The sequence below is a fragment of the Rathayibacter tritici genome, assembly GCF_001641005.1.
Taxonomy (GTDB): Bacteria; Actinomycetota; Actinomycetes; order Actinomycetales; family Microbacteriaceae; genus Rathayibacter; species Rathayibacter tritici.
In genome coordinates this window covers 1,927,414-1,945,780 of the sequence record NZ_CP015515.1, presented here as the reverse complement: position 1 = coordinate 1,945,780, position 18,367 = coordinate 1,927,414, and the positions used below count along the sequence as shown (strand labels likewise).

Sequence of the window (18,367 nt, the reverse complement as noted above, 5' to 3'; positions counted from 1 at the left end):
CCGGCGCCTTCATGCCGCACCGGCTATGGCTCAGCCGAACTGGGCGAGCGCCTCCTCGATCACGCTCGCCGCGTCGTCGATGAGCTCTTCGCTGATCACGACGCTCGGCATGATCCGCAGCACGCTGTCCCAGCTGCCCGCGTCGAGCACGATCACGCCGTTCGTAGTGGCGTGCTTCAGGATCGCGGTGAGCGCCTCCGGGTACTGCTTCTTCGTGCCCGGGTGCACGAGCTCGACGCCCCACATGGCGCCCTTGCCGCGCACCTCGCCGACGACGGCGAAGCGCTCGGCCCAGTCGCCGATCCGCGCCTGAAGCAGGCGCTCGACGCGCTGCGCCTCCTCGAGCAGGCCCTCGGACTCGATGGCCTCGAAGGTCGCGAGCGCGGCCGCGGTCGAGACCGGGTTGCCGCCGAAGGTGCCGCCGATACCGCCGGGCTGCACCGCGTCCATGATCTCGGCGCGGCCGGTGACGGCGGCGAGGGGGAAGCCACCCGCGATGCCCTTGGCGGTCGTGATCAGGTCGGGGACCACTCCGTGGTGCTCGATCGAGTACCACGTGCCGGTGCGGGCGATGCCGGCCTGGATCTCGTCGGCGACGAACACGATGCCGTTCTCGGTGCAGAACTCGGACAGTCGGCGGAAGTAGCCCGGCGCCGGGATGATGATGCCGCCGTCGCCCTGGATCGGCTCGACGAAGAGCGCGGCCAACTCCTGCGCGCCGATGTGCGTGGTGATGGAGTCGATCGTGCGCTCGGCCGCCTCCTCGCCCGTCATGCCCTCGGGGTCGCGGAACGGGTAGCTGATCGGGAGGCTGTAGATCTCGCCAGGGAAGGGGCCCATGCCGGCGCGCTCCGGCCAGGGGCGGTAGGTCATCGCCATCGTGAGGTTGGTGCGGCCGTGGAAGGCGTGATCGAGCGTCGCGATTGCGCGCCGGCCGGTGAACTTGCGGGCGATCTTGACGGCGTTCTCGACCGCTTCTGCTCCGGAGTTGACCAGGATCGAGTGCTTCTCGAAGTCGCCGGGAGTGATCTGGGCGAGCTTTTCGGCGACGCGGACGTAGTTCTCGTACGGAGTGACGGTGAAGAGGGTGTGCGTCAGCTTCTCGGCCTGCGCGGCCGCGGCGGCGGCGACTGCGGGGTGCGCGTGACCGATGGTCGTGACTCCGATTCCGCAGCCCAGGTCGATCAGACGGTTGCCGTCGACGTCGACCAGGACGGCGCCCGAGGCGTGGTCCATATAGATGTTCGCGAGCGTCCCAGCCCCGCGGGAGACACTGGCGACGCGGCGCTCCTGCAGGGCGACGGAGCGCGGGCCGGGGAGCTCGGTGACGAGCTCTCGGGACTGGGGGACCGAGAATTCACGCATGCCCCGATGGTAGGCCTCGGACCCCGGCGGGCCTGCACCCAGCGCGTTGCGAGGCGCGCCGTGCAGGATGGGTGCTGATCCCCGAACGTTGCCGGCCGCCGCCGGTCAGGAAAGGTGCCCCTGTGCGCAGAACCCTCGCGATCCTCGCCGTCCTCGGCGCCTCTCTGAGCCTCGCGGCCTGCACCCCCGGAGCGCCGGACGCGGCGCCGACCGCCTCCGCGACTCCGCTGGGCTGCGCGAGCGAGGGGGAGGCGACCGCGGCGGTACAGACCAGCGGCGACTTCGGCACCAAGCCGGTCACCGTGTTCCCGAGCCCGATCAGCGTGGACGCCACCGAGCGCTCCGTCGCGATCGAGGGCACCGGTGCCGAGGTCGCCGAGGGCGACACCGTTCTGGTCGATTACACCCTCTACAACGGCAGCAGTGGCGCCGAGTTCTCGGCCAGCAGCTACGCCTCGGGCGGCCGGGCCGCCTTCGAGGTCGACACCGACCAGTACCTTGCCGGGCTCGTGAAGGCCGTGAACTGCGCGAGCGTCGGCTCGCGCGTCATCGCCGTCGTGCCCCCGGCCGATGCGTTCGGCGACGCCGGGCAGAGCGAGTTCGGCATCGCGGCGACCGACTCGATCGTCATGGTCATCGACGTCGAGCAGATCGTGCCGAGCGCCGCTGACGGCGAGCCGCAGCCTCCGGTCGACGGGCTGCCGACGGTGGCGCTCGCCGAGGACGGGGCGCCGACCGTCACGATTCCCTCCACCGACCCGCCCGCCGACCTGCAGCTCGCCGTGCTCAAGAAGGGGAGCGGAGCGACCGTGGCCGACGGCGACCAGCTGATCGTGCAGTACCAGGGTGTCGTCTGGGGCACCGGCACGGTGTTCGACCAGAGCTGGGGCAAGCCGACTCCTGCCGCTTTCGGCACGGGCGGCGTGATCGAGGGCTTCAAGGAGGCGGTGGTCGGCCAGACCGTCGGCTCGCAGGTCCTCGTCACCATCCCGCCGGCGAAGGGCTACGGCGACCAGGGCAACCAGAACGCGGGGATCAGCGGGACCGACACCCTCGTCTTCGTGGTGGACATCCTCGCCGTCAGCTGACCGGGAAGCGCCCTGCGCTCCGTGCCAGGATGGGCGGATGCGCAGGGTCATCATCCTCGGCTCGACCGGGTCCATCGGCACGCAGGCCCTCGACGTCATCGGCGCGAACCGCGAGCGGTTCGAGGTCGTCGGCCTCGCGGCCGGCTCCAACCGCGCCGTGGTCGCCGAGCAGGCGAGAGCGTTCGGTGTCGAGCACACGGCGTTCGGCGCCGAGGAGGCCGAGCAGTTGATCCGCACGGTCGACGCGGACGTGGTGCTCAACGGCATCACCGGCTCGGTCGGCCTCGGGCCGACCCTTGCCGCGCTCGAGGAGGGGCGGACGCTCGCCCTCGCCAACAAGGAGTCGCTGATCGTCGGTGGCGAGCTGGTCACCTCCGTCGCGGCCCCCGGTCAGATCGTCCCCGTCGACTCCGAGCACTCCGCGATCGCTCAGGCGCTCCTCGCGGGCGAGCACCGCGAGGTGCGGCGGCTCGTGCTGACCGCGTCGGGCGGGCCGTTCCGAGGCCGCGACCGCGCCTCCCTCCGCGATGCCACCCCCGCTCAGGCACTCGCGCACCCGACCTGGGACATGGGCCTGGTCGTCACCACCAACTCCTCGACCCTGGTCAACAAGGGCCTCGAGGTGATCGAGGCGCATCTGCTCTTCGACGTGCCCTACGACCGGATCGACGTCACTGTGCACCCGCAGTCGGTGATCCACTCGATGGTCGAGTACGTGGACGGCTCGACGATCGCCCAGGCGTCGCCGCCGGACATGCGCCTGCCGATCTCGCTCGGCCTCGATTGGCCGCACCGCGTCGCCGGAGTCGGTGTGCCGCTGGACTGGACCCGCTCGCACAGCTGGACCTTCGAGCCGCTGGACGAGGAGGCGTTCCCCTCCGTGCGCCTCGCCAAGCGCGTCGGCGAGGCCGGCGCCTCCTACCCCGCCGTCTTCAACGCCGCGAACGAGCAGGCCGTGCAGGCTTTCCACGCCGGCCGGATCGGCTACCTCGACATCCTCGAGACGGTGGAGGCCGTGGTCGACGCGCACAGCGTCGACGGCGCGCTGACCCGGGAATCGCTGGCCGCAGCGGAGCAGTGGGCGCGCCGCACAGCGGACGAGCGGATCGCTCGGGGCTGACGCGACGCCGTAACGTCAGCTGAGAGTGCTCCTCATCCACCATCGCGGCTGAGGTGCGCTCTCAGCTGACGTTGTGCGTTCGACCCGCGGGTACACACGGCTCAGTGCATCCGTGCAGGCGCACCCCAGCGCGGGCGACCGGCTCCGGCCTACAGTGAGTCGGTGGAATCCGTGCTGCTCTTCGTCCTCGGCGTCGTCATCATCGCCGTCGGCGTCGCCCTCTCGATCGCGCTGCACGAGGTCGGGCATCTGCTCCCGGCCAAGCTGTTCGGCGTCAAGGTCACTCAGTACATGATCGGCTTCGGTCCGACGCTCTTCTCCCGGCGCCGCGGCGAGACCGAGTACGGCGTCAAGGCGATCCCGCTCGGCGGCTACATCGCGATGATCGGGATGTACCCGCCGAAGCATCCGGGGGATCCCGTCACGGAGTCACCGGTCGGCATGTTCCAGGGCATCGGGTACGAATCGTCGGACAAGCGCGCGTCGAAGCGGCCGTCCATGATCGACGAAGCCCGTGCAGCGAGCGCCGAGACGATCGGCGAGGGCGAGGACCACCGTGCCTTCTACCGCCTCCCCGTGTGGAAACGCGTGATCGTGATGGCAGGCGGGCCCCTCATGAATCTTGTGATCGCCTCGGTCCTCTTCACCGTCCTGCTCTGCGGCATCGGCATCCCGCAGAGCACCAGCACCCTCGCCGCGGTGTCGCAGTGCGTGGTCCCGGAGTCGCAGCGCGCAACCGCGACCTGCACCGCCGACGACCCGCTCGCCCCCGGAGCTGCCGCGGGACTCCTGCCCGGTGATACGATCACGGCGATCGACGGCACTCCGGTGAGCACCTGGAACGATCTGACTCCGATCATTCAGCGTTCGGCAGGAGTACCGCTGAGCGTCTCGGTCGTCCGCGACGGCAGCTCGCTGACCCTCACCATCACCCCCGCCGAGAACGAGGTGGCGGTCACCGACCCGAACGGCGCGGCCGTCACCGACAGCTCCGGCGCACCTCGGACGCAGACGGTCGGCTTCATCGGCATCTCGCCCACCTCGGCACTCGCTCAGCAGCCGGTCACGGCGGTGCCCGAGACGGTCTGGTCGAACATCACGAGCGTCGCCCACGTCATCCTGAATCTGCCGCAGCGCCTCATCGACGTCGCTCAGGCGGCGTTCGGCTCGGAGGCGCGCGACGCCAACGGCCCGATCAGCGTCGTCGGAGTGGGCCGCATCGCAGGCGAGATCGCCGCCTCCGATCAGCTGCCGATCGTCTCGAAGGTGCAGACCATGGTCGGCGTCCTCGCTTCCCTCAACGTCGCCCTGCTCGTGTTCAACCTGGTGCCCCTCCTGCCGATGGACGGCGGACATATCGCGGGTGCTCTCTGGGAGGGCCTGCGCCGCCGGATCGCCAAGCTCTTCGGACGCCGCGACCCCGGCCCCGTCGACATCGCGCGCCTCCTTCCGCTGACGTACGTCGTCGTGCTCGTGCTCGGAGGGATGAGCGTCCTTCTGATGTATGCCGACATCGTGAAACCGATCACGCTGTTCTGACCTGCCACGCCGATCCTTCGCCGGAAGCGATTCGTCCTGTCACCCTGGGGGGACTCGGGCCGGTTTCGCTCGCTTCACCGGGTCGTTCCCTGCTCGGGCGTGATCGGCTGGGGTGGCGAGGTGCGATGTGCAGGGGATTCGGCTTCCCGGGTTCCAGCGACGCGACTGGGAGCGCTCTCAGCCGTCGGGGTCCTGCACATCGAACGTTCTCCTGCACATCGGACGGGGTCCTGCACATCGAACGGGGTCCTGCACATCGAACGTTCTCCTGCAGATCCGTTCGCCCGAGCGAGGCGCGACGGGACTCGATCGCCTCTCGGTCTCCCCTCCGGGTCGGGTGCCGCCTGGGAAGACGCGGCGAGCGGACGGGGGGTCCCGCGGCGCGCGTACGATGGGGCGCGTGCCAGCAGTGAATCTGGGTCTTCCCAAGGTCCCCATGACCCTCGCCCCCCGCCGCAAGTCCCGCCAGATCAAGGTCGGGAAGGTGCTCGTGGGCGGTGACGCGCAGGTCAGCGTCCAGTCGATGTGCACCACTCCGACCACGAACATCAACGCGACCCTCCAGCAGATCGCCGAGCTGACCGCCTCCGGCTGCGACATCGTCCGAGTGGCCGTCCCCAGCCGCGACGACGCGGAGGCGCTGCCGATCATTGCGAAGAAGAGCCAGATCCCGGTCATCGCCGACATCCACTTCCAGCCGAACTACGTGTACGCCGCCATCGACGCCGGCTGCGCGGCGGTCCGGGTGAACCCCGGCAACATCCGCAAGTTCGACGACCAGGTCGGGAAGATCGCTGCCGCCGCAAAGGCCGCGGGCGTCTCGATCCGCATCGGCGTCAACGCCGGCTCGCTCGAGCCGAGCATCCTGCAGAAGTACGGTAAGCCCACCCCCGAGGCCCTCGTCGAGAGTGCCGTGTGGGAGGCGAGCCTGTTCGAGGAGCACGACTTCCACGACTTCAAGATCTCGGTCAAGCACAACGACCCGGTCGTTATGGTGAAGGCCTACCGCCAGCTCGCCGAGCGCGGCGACTGGCCGTTGCACCTCGGCGTCACCGAGGCGGGCCCGGAGTTCCAGGGCACTATCAAGTCGGCCACCGCCTTCGGCATCCTGCTCGGCGAGGGCATCGGCGACACCATCCGCGTGTCCCTCTCGGCCCCGCCGGCGCAGGAGGTCAAAGTCGGACTGCAGATCCTGCAGTCCCTGAACCTCCGCGAGCGCAAGCTCGAGATCGTCTCCTGCCCGAGTTGCGGCCGCGCGCAGGTCGACGTGTACACCCTCGCCAATGACGTCACCGCCGGCCTCGAGGGCATGAGCGTCCCGCTGCGCGTCGCCGTCATGGGCTGCGTCGTCAATGGTCCGGGTGAGGCGCGCGAGGCCGACCTGGGCGTCGCCTCCGGCAACGGCAAGGGCCAGATCTTCGTCAAGGGCGAGGTCATCAAGACCGTGCCCGAGGCCGAGATCGTGCAGACGCTGATCGAGGAGGCCAACCGCCTGGCCGCCGAGATGCCCGCGGACGATACGTCGACCGGAGCCCCGGTCGTCTCCGTCGGCGCGAACTAAGTCGGCGCGGGGCGGATCGACGTGGTCCGTCCCGCTCTGCGTCTCGCTCTCGGCGTCGTCGCCGTGGCGCTCCTCGCCTCCGGAGTCGCCGCGCTCCGCAGCGGTCCGTCGTCCGAGGCCGGGGAGTGCATCGACAGCCGGACCCCGCAGGATCCTTTCGGCTGCGACCGCTGGGTGCTGACCGCGGCCGAAGGGGAGACCCCGTACACGGCCTGGGTCGAGGACGCCCGCGTTCGCCTCCGCTCCGAGCGCATCGGCGGGGCGCCCACCCTGGTCGTCGGTACTGGCTGCCTAGTGGTCAGCGCGACGTACCGGATCGACGGCGGCGTGCTGGTTCCGGGCGGCGAGGTAACCGGATCGGACGCCTGCTCCGACGCGCCGAGCCCCGAGGCGATCCGACTCCGAGCGCTCCTCTCGGGTCCGATGGCGATCGGAGGGACTCCCGACGACGTCCTGCTGGACGGCACGGGCGGCGCCGTCGTCTTCTCGCGCATCCCGGGCTGAGGCGCTCCGGCGCATCGCGAGCCGCGGGAGTGCAGCGGATAGGATCGTCCCTCGTGGTCACCCGTCTCTCGCATCTGTTCGTCCGCACGCTCCGGGAGGACCCCGCCGACGCCGAGGTCGCGGGCCACCGCCTCCTTGTCCGCGCGGGCTACATCCGCCGCCAGGCGCCCGGCGTCTTCGCCTGGCTGCCGCTGGGCCTGCGGGTGAAGCGTCGCATCGAGCGGATCATCCACGAGGAGATGGAGGCGGCCGGCGCCCAGGAGGTGCACTTCCCTGCTCTGCTGCCCCGCGAGCCCTACGAGCTCTCGGGACGCTGGACGGAGTACGGCGACGGCGTGTTCCGGCTGAAGGACCGCAAGGACGCCGACTACATGCTGGCCCCGACGCACGAGGAGTTCTTCACGCTGCTCGTCAAGGACCTCTACTCCTCCTACAAGGACCTGCCCTTGTCGATCTACCAGATTCAGGACAAGTACCGTGACGAGGCGCGTCCGCGCGCTGGCCTCCTGCGCGGCCGCGAGTTCACGATGAAGGACGCCTACTCCTTCGACTACACCGACGCCGGGCTCGATGCGAGCTACCAGCGCCAGCGCGACGCCTACGAGCGGATCTTCGCGCGCCTAGGGCTGGAGTACGTGATCGTTCAGGCCGACGCCGGCGCGATGGGCGGCTCGCGCAGCGAGGAGTTCCTGCACCCCACCCCCGTCGGCGAGGACACCTTCGTCCGCTCGGCCGGTGGCTACGCCGCGAACGTCGAGGCGTACCGAACCCCCGTCCCTGCGGCGCTGCCCGTCGAGGGTCAGCCGGAGGCGCGCGTCTTCGACTCACCCGACACCCCGACCATCCAGACTCTGGTCGACCTGGCGAACTCGACCCAGCCCCGCCCCGACGGCCGCGCCTGGACCGCGGCGGACACGCTCAAGAACGTGGTCTTGGCGCTCACCGCGCTCGATGGCACCCGCGAGCTCGTGATCGTCGGCCTGCCCGGCGACCGCGACGTCGACCTCAAGCGGGCCGAGGTGGCCTTCGCGCCGGCCGAGGTCGAGGCCGCGACGGCCGAGGACTTCGCGAAGCACCCCGGATTAGTCAAGGGCTACATCGGCCCGTGGTCGTCGGAGGGCGCGGTTCTGGGCGAGGAGTCCACGACTGGCGTGCGCTTCCTGCTCGACCCGCGGGTGGTCGACGGCACCGCCTGGATCACCGGGGCCAACGTCTCCGGGCAGCACGTGCTCGACCTGGTCGCGGGTCGCGACTTCCACGGCGACGGCACCATCGAGGTCGCGGATGTGCGCACCGGCGACGAGGCGCCCGACGGCTCCGGCCCGATCGAGACCGCCCGGGGCATGGAGATCGGCCACGTCTTCCAGCTCGGCCGCAAGTACGCCGACGTCCTGGGCCTGAAGGTGCTCGATGAGAACGGCAAGCTCATCACCGTCACGATGGGCTCCTACGGGATCGGCGTGACCCGTATCCTCGCGATCATCGCCGAGGCCACGCACGACGACCGCGGCCTGCTCTGGCCCGCGAACGTCGCCCCCTTCGACGTGCACGTGATCGCGACTGGCAAGGACGCGGCGGCACTGCAGCTCGCGGAGTCGGTCGGCGCCTCGCTGGAGGCGGCCGGCCGCGACGTGCTGATCGATGACCGACCGAAGGTCTCGCCGGGCGTCAAGTTCGGCGACGCCGAGCTGATCGGTGTGCCCGTGATCGTCATCGCCGGGCGGAGTGCAGCCGACGGGATCGTCGAGCTCTGGGACCGCCGGTCCGGCGAGCGCGAGCAGCTCCCCGTCGCCGAGGCTCTCGTCCGACTGGGCGCCTGACACCCCTGCGAGAGCCCTCGCCGCCGTCCTCCCGGGCGCGCGGCGAGAGCTTTCGTGCCCGTCCCACTCCGCCCGACGCAGCGAGATGATCGCGCTGGCCACCACGGTGAGGAAACCGGCGCCTCGGCAGGACCCGAACATCCGTGTCAGCTCCACCACTGCTCTCGCCGCCGCAGCATCTGCTGCACAGCCGCCTACCCCGGACGCAGTGGCTGCTCTCGCGTCTGCATCCCCCGAAGCGCTGGCCAACACAGCCACGCCCACTCCGTCTCCGCGGGGGTCAAAACAGAAGAGCGTTGTCAGCAACGCGCCTCTGCTTGCGTTCGGAACGGACAGCACCACGCCTGTCACGGTCGGCGCACCGTTCGCCGACACCGCCACCGCAGCCCCGACACAACAGGCGGGCGTGACTGTCTACGACAACCGCAACAGCACGTCCACGGTCGCCGTCACGCACACCGACGGCTCCGTTGCTGTCAACACCGTCATAGGGAGCAGTTCCGCCCCTCACGCCTCCAGTGACAACCTCGATCTTCCTGTCGGATCGAGCTTGCACGCCAATGACAGCGGCACAGTCAGCGTGCTCGACGCGGTCGGATTCTGGAGCGGAGGCGTGAAGGCCGCTTGGGCCCGCGACGCGAACGGAACGAGTATTCCTACCCATTACGACATCGCTGGCACGACACTCACTCAGATCGTCGACCTCTCTCAACCCGGTATCGCCTTCCCTCTGGTCGCGGACTCGTGGTTCGGTCAAGACCTCATCGATCACGTCACGTGGGTACAGGGCGACCCGCAGCGGGGACCCACCGCGCAGGTCTACCCCACGGACTACGGACGCGACCAGCTCGCCGTAGGCCCCGACGCCAACGAGGCCGCCTGGGGAGAAGCCCTGGAGAAGGGCGACCGGTCTCGACTCGATCACAACAACCTCCACGACCAGTTCAGCTGTCGCTTCCTCGGCCGCACCTCCATCGCAGGCAAGGAGAGCTGGAACCTCGACAGCAACCGACCCGACGTCGGACTCGCTGCCACGATCGCCGCCTCCTGCACTCCACAAGGTGGAGAAGACTAGCTCAACGGGCAGGAACGGTCGGTTCCTGATCGTTGTGTTCTCTCGGACGCCGCACCGGGCGCGTCCTGTCGGATCTTTCACGACGTCCTCTGCCACTCCTCCCGTTCCTCCCACCGCTTCCGGGTGTGCGGGTGGACCGTGCGGCCGCGTCGGGTACCCTGGATCGCTGATCCGGGTGTGAGCCCGGGGCGAACGTCCGCGGTCACCACCGCTGGATCCAAGTGAATAGAGAGAAAGGCCCGCCCGTGGACATCGACTTGAGCGTTCTGCGACTGATGGAGCGCGAGCGCGAGATCCCGTTCGAGGAACTCGTGCAGATCATCGAGCAGGCGATCCTGACCGCCTACCTCAAGCACATCGGCCAAGCCGACGACGCCGACAAGGCCACCGCCGTCGCCGCCCGTGTGCACCTGGACCGTAAGACCGGCCACGTCTCGGTCTTCGTGCCCGAGTACGACGACGAGGGCGCCGTCGTGGGCGAGGCCGAGGACTCGCCGCGCGACTTCGGCCGCATCGCCGCCTTCGCCGCCAAGCAGGTCATCAATCAGCGCCTGCGCGACATCGCCGATGAGCACGTGCTCGGCGAGTTCAAGGGCCGCGAGGGCGATATCGTCGCCGGAGTCATTCAGCAGGGCCCGAACCCGCGGATGATCCACGTCGACCTCGGCTCGATCGAGGCGATCCTCTCGCCGGAGGAGCAGGTGCCCGGCGAGGACTACAGCCACGGGCGCCGGATCCGCGTCTACGTCACGAGCGTCGGCCGCGGGCCCAAGGGCCCCTCGGTCCACGTGTCCCGCACCCACCCGTCGCTCGTGCGCAAGCTGTTCGCGCTCGAGGTCCCCGAGATCGCATCCGGCGTGGTCGAAATCGTCTCGCTCGCCCGCGAAGCCGGTCATCGGACCAAGATCGCCGTTCGCGCGACCGAGCCCGGTGTGAACGCCAAGGGCGCCTGCATCGGCGAGCTCGGCCAGCGCGTGCGCGCGGTGACCGCTGAACTCAATAACGAGAAGATCGACATCGTCGACTACTCCTCCGACCTGCCGACCTTCGTCGCCAGCGCTCTCTCACCGGCCAAGGTGACCAGCGCGTTCGTGATCGATCAGAGCCTCAAGGCCGTCCGGGCGCTCGTCCCCGACTATCAGCTCTCGCTCGCCATCGGCAAAGAGGGCCAGAACGCCCGGCTCGCCGCCAAGCTCACCGGCGCGAAGATCGACATCCAGCCCGATTCGGTGATGGACGGGGAGTGATCCGCGCGCATCGGCTCGACGGGGGAGCGGTCTCGGAGGGGAGGGAGTAGGGTGGAACCCGTCAGAACGTGCGTCGGCTGCCGTTTGCGCGCTCCCCGGGCCTCTCTTCTGAGGCTGGTCCTCCACTCGAACGTCCTCGCGGTAGATCCGCGTGCCGTTCGTCCCGGACGGGGAGCGTGGCTCCACAACGCGGTCGACTGCTACGAACTCGCGGTCAAGCGCCGCGCGTTCGGCAGGGCGTTTCGGACGCGCGAGAGCGTGGACGCGAGCGAACTGGAGCAGTACCTCGCACGATCCGACCGGCTCGGTCCCTCATCCGGAGGGCCCGGAGCAGCGCACGATCACACCATAGAGAACAGGCAGAACGGCCCGTGAACTGATCATGAGCGAAGACTGATGAGCGGCTCGATATGAGACCCGTCCGTTCGTAACGCCTGCCCCCGTCTTGGGTGCAGGCCCAAGACAGGAGAGAAGTGGCAAAACCACGCGTACACGAGATCGCATCCGAACTCGGTGTCGATAGCAAGGTCGCACTTGCGAAGTTGAAAGAGCTCGGCGAGTTCGTCAAGGGACCGTCCTCGAGCATCGAACCCCCGGTCGCCCGCAAGCTCCGCCAGGCCCTTCAGGGCCAGGGCGGATCCGCAGCGGGCGCGTCGTCGACCCCGGCGACCCCTACCGCCAGCGCCCGGCCCGGGGCTCCCCGCCCCGCCGGCGCACGCCCCTCCGCGCCGACGCCCGGCCCGGTGAAGCCGCCCGCTCCGGCGCCGGCTCCGCCGATGTCGGTCGCCGAACGCCAGGCTCAGGCTCAGGCCGCCCAGGAGGCCGCGGCCGCTCAGCGCGCTCAGGCCGCGAAGGACGCCCCGGCCGAGGCCGCCGCTCCGGCTCCGACCGAGGCGGCCGAGGCCCCGGCCGCGACCGACAAGCCGACGTCCGGCCCCACCCCGGGCGGACCCAAGCCTGTGACTCCGCGTCCGGCTCCCGCCGCGAACACTCCGCGCCCCAGTGGTGCCTCGGGCGGCTCCAACCGCCCCGGCGGCACCCCGCGTCCGGGCAACAACCCGTTCGCCAGCAACCAGGGCATGGGACAGCGTCCGGCCGCCCCGCGCCCCGGCAACAACCCCTTCGCCAGCTCGCAGGGCATGGGATCGCGTCCGACCCCGGGCAACATTCCCCGCCCCGCAGCTCCGCGCCCCGGCACGCCCCGACCCGGCGGACCCGGTATGGGCCAGCGCCCCGCCGGCTTCGGCCAGCGTCCCGGCGGGCCCGGCGGCGGCGCGGGACGTCCCGGCGGTGCCGGTCGTCCCGGCGGCGGCGGATTCCAGCGCCCCGGCGGTGCTCCCGGTGCCGGTGGCGGCTTCGCCCCGCGTCCCGGTGGTGGCGGCGGTCGCGGTCGCGGCCCCGGCGGTGGGACCGCGGGCGCCTTCGGCCGCGGTGGCGGCAAGAGCAAGGCCCGCAAGTCCAAGCGCACGAAGCGTCAGGAGTTCGAGCTCAGGGAGGCCCCGTCGCTCGGCGGTGTCAGCGTTCCCCGCGGGGACGGCAAGACGGTCATCCGTCTGCGCCGCGGCGCGTCGATCTCGGACTTCGCCGACAAGATCGAGGCCATGACCGGCGTGCCGGTACCCCCCGGCAACCTGGTCACCGTCCTCTTCGCCCTCGGCGAGATGGCGACGGCGACCGAGTCGCTCGACGAGGCCACCTTCGAGGTGCTCGGCTCCGAGCTCGGCTTCACGATCCAGGTCGTCTCGCCCGAGGATGAGGACAAGGAGCTCCTCGAGGGCTTCGGTCTCGACCTCGAGCAGGAGCTGGACGACGAGACGGACGAGGACCTCGAGATCCGTCCCCCCGTCGTCACCGTCATGGGTCACGTCGACCACGGAAAGACGCGCCTGCTCGACGCGATCCGCAACGCCAACGTCGTCGCCGGCGAGGCGGGCGGCATCACGCAGCACATCGGTGCGTACCAGGTCGTCGCGGAGCACGAGGGCATCGAGCGTCCGATCACCTTCATCGACACCCCGGGTCACGAGGCGTTCACCGCCATGCGAGCCCGCGGTGCCCAGGTCACGGACATCGCGATCCTGGTGGTCGCGGCGGATGACGGCATCATGCCGCAGACCATCGAAGCGCTGAACCACGCCCAGGCGGCCAACGTGCCGATCGTGGTCGCGGTGAACAAGGTGGACAAGCCCGACGCGAACCCGGCCAAGGTGCGCCAGCAGCTCACCGAGTTCGGGCTCGTCGCGGAGGAGTACGGCGGAGACGTCATGTTCGTCGACGTATCGGCCCGTGCCGGCACCGGTATCCAGGACCTCCTGGACGCCGTGCTGCTCACCGCGGACGCCGGTCTCGACCTGCGCGCCAACCCCGACAAGGAGGCGCGCGGAGTCGCGATCGAGGCGAAGCTCGACAAGGGACGCGGTGCGGTCGCGACCGTCCTCATCCAGTCGGGAACGTTGCGGGTCGGCGACGCGATCGTCGCCGGAACGGCGTACGGCCGCGTGCGTGCGATGGCGGACGAGAACGGCAACGCCGTCCTCGAGGCCGTACCGTCGCGTCCGGTTCAGGTGCAGGGACTCTCGTCCGTGCCCCGCGCCGGCGACACCTTCCTCGTCACCGAGGAGGATCGCACCGCTCGCCAGATCGCCGAGAAGCGCGAAGCCGCTCAGCGCAACGCCCTGCTGGCCAAGGCCCGCAAGCGCATCTCGCTCGAGGACTTCACCCGTGCTCTCGAGGAGGGGAAGGTCGAGTCGCTCAACCTCATCATCAAGGGCGACGTGTCCGGTGCCGTCGAGGCGCTGGAGGAGTCGCTCGTCAAGATCGAGGTCGACGACTCCGTGCAGCTGCGGATCATCCATCGCGGTGTCGGTGCGATCACGGAGTCGGATGTCAACCTCGCGACGATCGACAACGCGATCATCGTGGGCTTCAACGTCCGCCCCGACCCGAAGGCCCGCGAGCGCGCTGCCCGAGAAGGAGTGGACATCCGCTTCTACTCGGTCATCTACAACGCGATCGAAGAGGTCGAGAACTCGCTCACGGGCATGCTCAAGCCCGAGTTCGAGGAGGTCCAGTCCGGTGTCGCTGAGATTCGCGAGGTGTTCCGCTCCTCGAAGGTCGGCAACATCGCGGGTGTCATCGTCCGCTCCGGCACGATCACCCGCAACTCGAAGGCGCGTGTCATTCGTGACGGCGTGGTCGTCGGGGATAACCTCGCCATCGAGTCGCTGCGTCGCTTCAAGGACGACGTGACGGAGGTCCGTACGGACTACGAGGCCGGTATCGGTCTCGGTAAGTACAACGACATCCAGATCGGCGACGAGATCGAGACGATCGAGATGAAGGAGAAGCCGCGAGGCTGATTCGTTCCACTGGAAGGCCCGGGTCCGCCCGGGCCTTCCGGCGTTTCTCCTGGTGCGCAGTGGGATCGGGAGGGGACTCTCGTCCTCTCCCTCCTCCGGAGGAATGGGAAACGCCCTCGTCTCGGAGGCGCGGACCCTCCGACGGGCGCTGCCGCGGGTTGAGACCGAGGCGGCCGCGGCCGTCGCAGACTCGGGAAGACGTCGGACGACGCAAGGCCCCCCGGACGGGAACAGTCGGACGGGCGGGGAGTGGTTGAATGGCGAGCTGAACGGTTCGCCGAGAGAGATGTGAGGACCAGTCATGGCAGATCCGGCCCGGGCGAGGAAGCTCGCCGAACGTATCCAGGTGATCGTCGCGAGGCGGCTCGAACGCGGTCTCCGTGACCCGCGCCTCGGCTTCGTCACGATCACCGATGTCCAGGTGACCGGCGACCTGCAGCACGCTTCCGTGTTCTACACGGTGTACGGCACCGACGAGGAGCGTGCCGATTCGGCCGCCGCCCTCAAGGCCGCCACTGGCATGCTGCGGACCGAGGTGGGGAAGAACATCACCGCGCGGCTCACTCCATCGCTCGAGTTCATCCTCGACGCGCTTCCCGAGAACGCGAAGCACATCGAGGATCTTCTCGCCACCGCGCGCAGCCAGGACTCGCAGGTGCAGTCGCTCGCCGCTCAGGCGGACTACGCAGGCGAGGCCGACCCCTACGTGAAGCCCCGCGAGGACGACACCGAGGATTAGACGCCGAGGTTGAACGCAGCGGAGCCCGTGGCGACGTCGAGCGAGTCCAGGACGACGACAGCGGTGCAGCCGGCGCCGCGCAACAGCGTCGCCGCGGCGTACACGATCGCGAGCTGGGCGGGATCGTCGGTGTCGAGCCGGCGGAGGTAGGCGCCGTCGACGGCGACGACCTCCTCCTCGCGGAGGGTGAGGCTCGCCCCGTCGACGCTGTGCTGCACGCCGCGGTAGTCGAGGCGGGCGACGCCCGTGCGGTCGATGTCGGGGCGAGAGAGGCGGAGGCGGCGACCGGTCGCGGCGCCGATCCTACCCGCCTCCTCCGACGCCGGACGATGAACCGGCCTCAGGAGCCGGGGAGGAGATAGCCGTTGTCGGCGTCCCCGGTCGCCAGGCCGTCGGCCAGAAGCCCGGCCAGAGCCCGACCGCGTTGCTCAGCGTCGGGCCAGAGCGACTCCACCTCGGCCGCCGTGACCGGGCCGTGGGCGGCGCGCAGCTCGGCGAGGATGAGCCCGCGGACCTGACGATCGGAGCCTTCGAACCGCTTCTGCTTCGACTTCACCGCTCCGGTGTGCTCCGGGTAGCCCTCAGCCCGCCAGCGGCAGAGGTCGCGGATCGGGCACTCGCCGCAGCGCGGGGCTCGGGCGGTGCAGACGATCGCCCCCAGCTCCATCGCTCCGGCGTTGAAGGCCGCGGCGTCGGGTAGCGACTCGGGCAGCAGCGCCGACATCGCGTCGAGGTCGGCCTTCGCGCGCGGAGGACCGGGCTCGGCCGCACCGCCGACTGCGCGTGCGATCACCCGCCGGACGTTGGTGTCGACCACCGGATGGCGCCGTCCGTAGGCGAAGACGGCGACGGCGCGCGCGGTGTAGTCGCCGATGCCGGGCAGCGCGAGGAGGGTGTCGACGTCGTCCGGGACCACGTCGCCGTGCTCCTCGGCGATCGCCACGGCGCAGGCGTGCAGGCGGAGTGCCCGTCGCGGGTAGCCGAGGGACTGCCAGGCGCGCACCGCCTCGCCGGGCGGGACAGCAGCGAGGGCGGAGGGGGTCGGCCAGCGTTCCAGCCAGGCGGCCAATCGGGGCACGACGCGCAGGACAGGGGTTTGCTGCAGCATGACCTCGCTGACCAGAGTGCCCCAGGCGGGGAATCCCTCGCGGCGCCACGGCAGGTCGCGTGCGTTCGTGCGGTACCAGGCGACGATCGCAGTGGCGAGGGCGGCGGAGGGCATCAGCCCACACTAGGCGCTGGCGCGTATCGTGGGCGGATGACCAGGTGGGCTCCGCAGAAGGCCGATGTGCTCGACGCTCTCGCGGCGGAGGTGCTGCACAACTACGCGCGCGGACGGGTCACGGTCGGTATCGACGGCGACGACCCGGAGGTGAGCGGCGCATTCGCTCTCGAGCTGGCGGAGGCGCTGCGCCGGGCCGGTCGGGACGCGATCATCGCGCACCTTGCGGACTTCCGCCGTCCCCGGGCCGAGCGGGAGGATCCCGCCGTGCCCGAGCAGCAGCGCTCCTACGCGGGCGGCTACAACTACGAACTCCTGCGGCGGGTGCTCCTGGATCCGTTCACGCTCGGCGGAAGCACGAGATTCGTGCTCGCGGGCTTCGACTCGCTGCGGGACCAGGCGAGGCAGGCGCGCTGGCGGACCGCCGGCCGCGATGCGGTGCTGCTCGTGGACGGCGAGTTCGCGCTGCGGCCGGAGTTGCGCGGGGCGTGGAGCACCAGCATCCGGCTCGATACGCAGGAGCCGCCGGTTGATCGGGCCTACCGCGCCACGACGGATCCGCGCCGGCTCGCGGGCATCCTCGTCGACATCCGCGATCCGGAGCAGCCCCGCCGCATCTTCGCCGACTCCTGCTGAACGCGCCGCCTGCACAGCGAACGCAGAGAAGAGCCGGGACGGAGTCTCAGACCGCGGCGGCCCGGCGAACGACCTCGGCGGGGGGCAGGAAGGTGCCCGCCCGCTCGACCTCATGCACCAGGTCGACCAGCAGCTGGTTGACCGGGGCCTCGCGTCCACCGCGATGAGCGGTGCGGACCACGGCTCCGGCCAGGTGGTCGATCTCGCTGGGCACCCCGCGTCGGATGCTCTGCAGCGTCGATCCGGGGTTGGGCACCTCGCCCATGCCGGCGGCCATCCGGCGGGGGAGCAGCTCGACCACGGGCAGCGGAGCGGCGGCGAGTGCGCGGACGGAGGCGTTCGAGAGGCCCTGGAGCGAGCCGAAGCGGATGCCCGCAGCGATGCCGGTCCGGGCGGCCTCGCGGATCGCCCGAGCCAGGACTCGGCGCAGGCCCTGGTCGGCGATCGTCTCCTGCACCGAGAGCCCGGTGATCGCCGGGAGGGCGTTCATCTCGTTGATCAGCAGCTTCGTCCACTGCGCGCCGAGGAAGTCGTCCGTGACCGCGGTGGGGACTGCCTCGCCGAGAAGAGCGGCGGCGCGGCGCACGTCGTCGTCGGCCGGACGGCCGGGGACGCCGAGCGTGGTCGTCGCAGCGGCGGTGACGGTGACGCGACCGGGCTCGAGGTGGCTCGCGGCGAACAGGGCCAGGGCGCCGACGAGGCGAGCGTCGCGCACCTGGCGGGCGGCAGCGGTGAGGCCGTCGAGTCCGTTCTGCACGACGACGACCAGAGTGCCGTCGACGGTGCGACGGTTGCTGCGCAGCGCGTCCTCGGCGTCCTGCGCCTTCGTGCAGACGATGGCGAGATCCGGGACGAGGTCGAGGGTCTCACCGCAGCGGACCCACGCGGTGTGCTCGCCCCACGCCCCGTCCAGACGGAGCCCTGAGCGGCGGATCGCGATGAGGTGGTCGCCGCGAGCGGTGACCTCGACGTCGTGCCCCGCCTTGTCGAGAAGGGCGGCGACAGTGCCGCCGACGGCGCCTGCTCCGAGTACTGCGATCCTCATCCGGACAGCCTAGGGCGGGGAGGAGCGGGGTCCGACGCCACCCCCAG

The 18,367-nt window shown here is 70.3% G+C and carries 16 protein-coding genes; 12 read left to right on the top strand and 4 right to left on the bottom strand.

Going from position 1 to position 18,367, the window contains the following annotated elements; genetic code table 11:
- Positions 1 to 30: 30 nt before the first annotated feature.
- The gene (locus A6122_RS08885; RefSeq protein WP_068253959.1) at positions 31 to 1,365 is read right to left on the bottom strand and encodes an aminotransferase class III-fold pyridoxal phosphate-dependent enzyme; all 1,335 of its coding nucleotides are present in this window, start codon (positions 1,363 to 1,365) and stop codon (positions 31 to 33) included.
- Positions 1,366 to 1,487: 122 nt separating this feature from the next.
- On the opposite strand from A6122_RS08885, the gene A6122_RS08880 reads away from it, so the two are divergent.
- From A6122_RS08880 to rbfA, 11 genes are all read left to right on the top strand, one after another.
- On the top strand, positions 1,488 to 2,453 hold the full coding sequence (locus A6122_RS08880; protein ID WP_068253956.1) for an FKBP-type peptidyl-prolyl cis-trans isomerase: 966 nt from the start codon (positions 1,488 to 1,490) through the stop codon (positions 2,451 to 2,453).
- 37 nt (positions 2,454 to 2,490) lie between these two features.
- Positions 2,491 to 3,573 carry a 1-deoxy-D-xylulose-5-phosphate reductoisomerase gene (gene dxr / locus A6122_RS08875; protein WP_068253954.1) on the top strand — a complete coding sequence of 361 codons (1,083 nt, stop codon included), beginning with the start codon at positions 2,491 to 2,493 and terminating at the stop codon, positions 3,571 to 3,573.
- Positions 3,574 to 3,735: 162 nt separating this feature from the next.
- A complete protein-coding gene (locus tag A6122_RS08870; RefSeq protein WP_208855016.1) occupies positions 3,736 to 5,112 on the top strand; it encodes a M50 family metallopeptidase in 1,377 nt (458 codons plus the stop codon).
- Positions 5,113 to 5,512: 400 nt separating this feature from the next.
- The gene (ispG, locus tag A6122_RS08865) at positions 5,513 to 6,673 is read left to right on the top strand and encodes a flavodoxin-dependent (E)-4-hydroxy-3-methylbut-2-enyl-diphosphate synthase (RefSeq protein ID WP_181026329.1); all 1,161 of its coding nucleotides are present in this window, start codon (positions 5,513 to 5,515) and stop codon (positions 6,671 to 6,673) included.
- A 21-nt stretch (positions 6,674 to 6,694) separates the two neighbouring features.
- Entirely contained in the window at positions 6,695 to 7,177 is a 483-nt protein-coding gene (locus A6122_RS08860) for a hypothetical protein (protein WP_068253945.1), read from the top strand.
- Positions 7,178 to 7,230: 53 nt separating this feature from the next.
- Complete coding sequence (locus A6122_RS08855) at positions 7,231 to 8,997, top strand: proline--tRNA ligase (RefSeq protein WP_068253942.1); 1,767 nt, start codon at positions 7,231 to 7,233, stop codon at positions 8,995 to 8,997.
- Positions 8,998 to 9,082: 85 nt separating this feature from the next.
- Complete coding sequence (locus A6122_RS15775) at positions 9,083 to 10,072, top strand: DUF2599 domain-containing protein (protein ID WP_084415911.1); 990 nt, start codon at positions 9,083 to 9,085, stop codon at positions 10,070 to 10,072.
- Between the two features lie 245 nt (positions 10,073 to 10,317).
- Positions 10,318 to 11,319: a transcription termination factor NusA gene (nusA, locus tag A6122_RS08845; RefSeq protein ID WP_068253939.1), complete on the top strand. Its 1,002-nt coding sequence runs from the start codon at positions 10,318 to 10,320 to the stop codon at positions 11,317 to 11,319.
- Positions 11,320 to 11,370: 51 nt separating this feature from the next.
- The gene (locus A6122_RS15770) at positions 11,371 to 11,694 is read left to right on the top strand and encodes a YlxR family protein (protein ID WP_084415910.1); all 324 of its coding nucleotides are present in this window, start codon (positions 11,371 to 11,373) and stop codon (positions 11,692 to 11,694) included.
- 98 nt (positions 11,695 to 11,792) lie between these two features.
- Complete coding sequence (gene infB / locus A6122_RS08840; RefSeq protein WP_068253936.1) at positions 11,793 to 14,678, top strand: translation initiation factor IF-2; 2,886 nt, start codon at positions 11,793 to 11,795, stop codon at positions 14,676 to 14,678.
- Positions 14,679 to 14,979: 301 nt separating this feature from the next.
- The gene (gene rbfA, locus A6122_RS08835) at positions 14,980 to 15,417 is read left to right on the top strand and encodes a 30S ribosome-binding factor RbfA (protein ID WP_068253933.1); all 438 of its coding nucleotides are present in this window, start codon (positions 14,980 to 14,982) and stop codon (positions 15,415 to 15,417) included.
- On the opposite strand, the gene A6122_RS08830 is transcribed toward rbfA, so the two are convergent.
- Together A6122_RS08830 and A6122_RS08825 are read right to left on the bottom strand one after the other, a co-directional pair.
- Complete coding sequence (locus A6122_RS08830) at positions 15,414 to 15,635, bottom strand: hypothetical protein (RefSeq protein ID WP_068253930.1); 222 nt, start codon at positions 15,633 to 15,635, stop codon at positions 15,414 to 15,416. The genes rbfA and A6122_RS08830 overlap by 4 nt on opposite strands.
- Before the next feature lie 122 nt (positions 15,636 to 15,757).
- On the bottom strand, positions 15,758 to 16,639 hold the full coding sequence (locus A6122_RS08825; protein ID WP_068253927.1) for an HhH-GPD family protein: 882 nt from the start codon (positions 16,637 to 16,639) through the stop codon (positions 15,758 to 15,760).
- Positions 16,640 to 16,675: 36 nt separating this feature from the next.
- On the opposite strand from A6122_RS08825, the gene A6122_RS08820 reads away from it, so the two are divergent.
- Positions 16,676 to 17,275, top strand: a complete 600-nt coding sequence (locus A6122_RS08820) for a nucleoside/nucleotide kinase family protein (RefSeq protein WP_146085083.1) — start codon at positions 16,676 to 16,678, stop codon at positions 17,273 to 17,275.
- A gap of 46 nt (positions 17,276 to 17,321) precedes the next feature.
- Here A6122_RS08820 and A6122_RS08815 read toward each other — a convergent pair whose 3' ends face one another.
- Positions 17,322 to 18,320: a ketopantoate reductase family protein gene (locus A6122_RS08815; RefSeq protein ID WP_068253922.1), complete on the bottom strand. Its 999-nt coding sequence runs from the start codon at positions 18,318 to 18,320 to the stop codon at positions 17,322 to 17,324.
- Positions 18,321 to 18,367 lie beyond the last annotated feature (47 nt).

Bases quoted from the DNA above. Each gene is read 5' to 3' on its own strand.
- A6122_RS08815 (WP_068253922.1), bottom strand. From the start codon at position 18,320: ATGAGGATCGCAGTACTCGGAGCAGGCGCCGTCGGCGGCACTGTCGCC.
- dxr (WP_068253954.1), top strand. From the start codon at position 2,491: ATGCGCAGGGTCATCATCCTCGGCTCGACCGGGTCCATCGGCACGCAG.
- rbfA (WP_068253933.1), top strand. From the start codon at position 14,980: ATGGCAGATCCGGCCCGGGCGAGGAAGCTCGCCGAACGTATCCAGGTG.
- A6122_RS08820 (WP_146085083.1), top strand. From the start codon at position 16,676: ATGACCAGGTGGGCTCCGCAGAAGGCCGATGTGCTCGACGCTCTCGCG.
- A6122_RS15775 (WP_084415911.1), top strand. From the start codon at position 9,083: ATGATCGCGCTGGCCACCACGGTGAGGAAACCGGCGCCTCGGCAGGAC.
- A6122_RS08825 (WP_068253927.1), bottom strand. From the start codon at position 16,639: ATGCCCTCCGCCGCCCTCGCCACTGCGATCGTCGCCTGGTACCGCACG.
- A6122_RS08885 (WP_068253959.1), bottom strand. From the start codon at position 1,365: ATGCGTGAATTCTCGGTCCCCCAGTCCCGAGAGCTCGTCACCGAGCTC.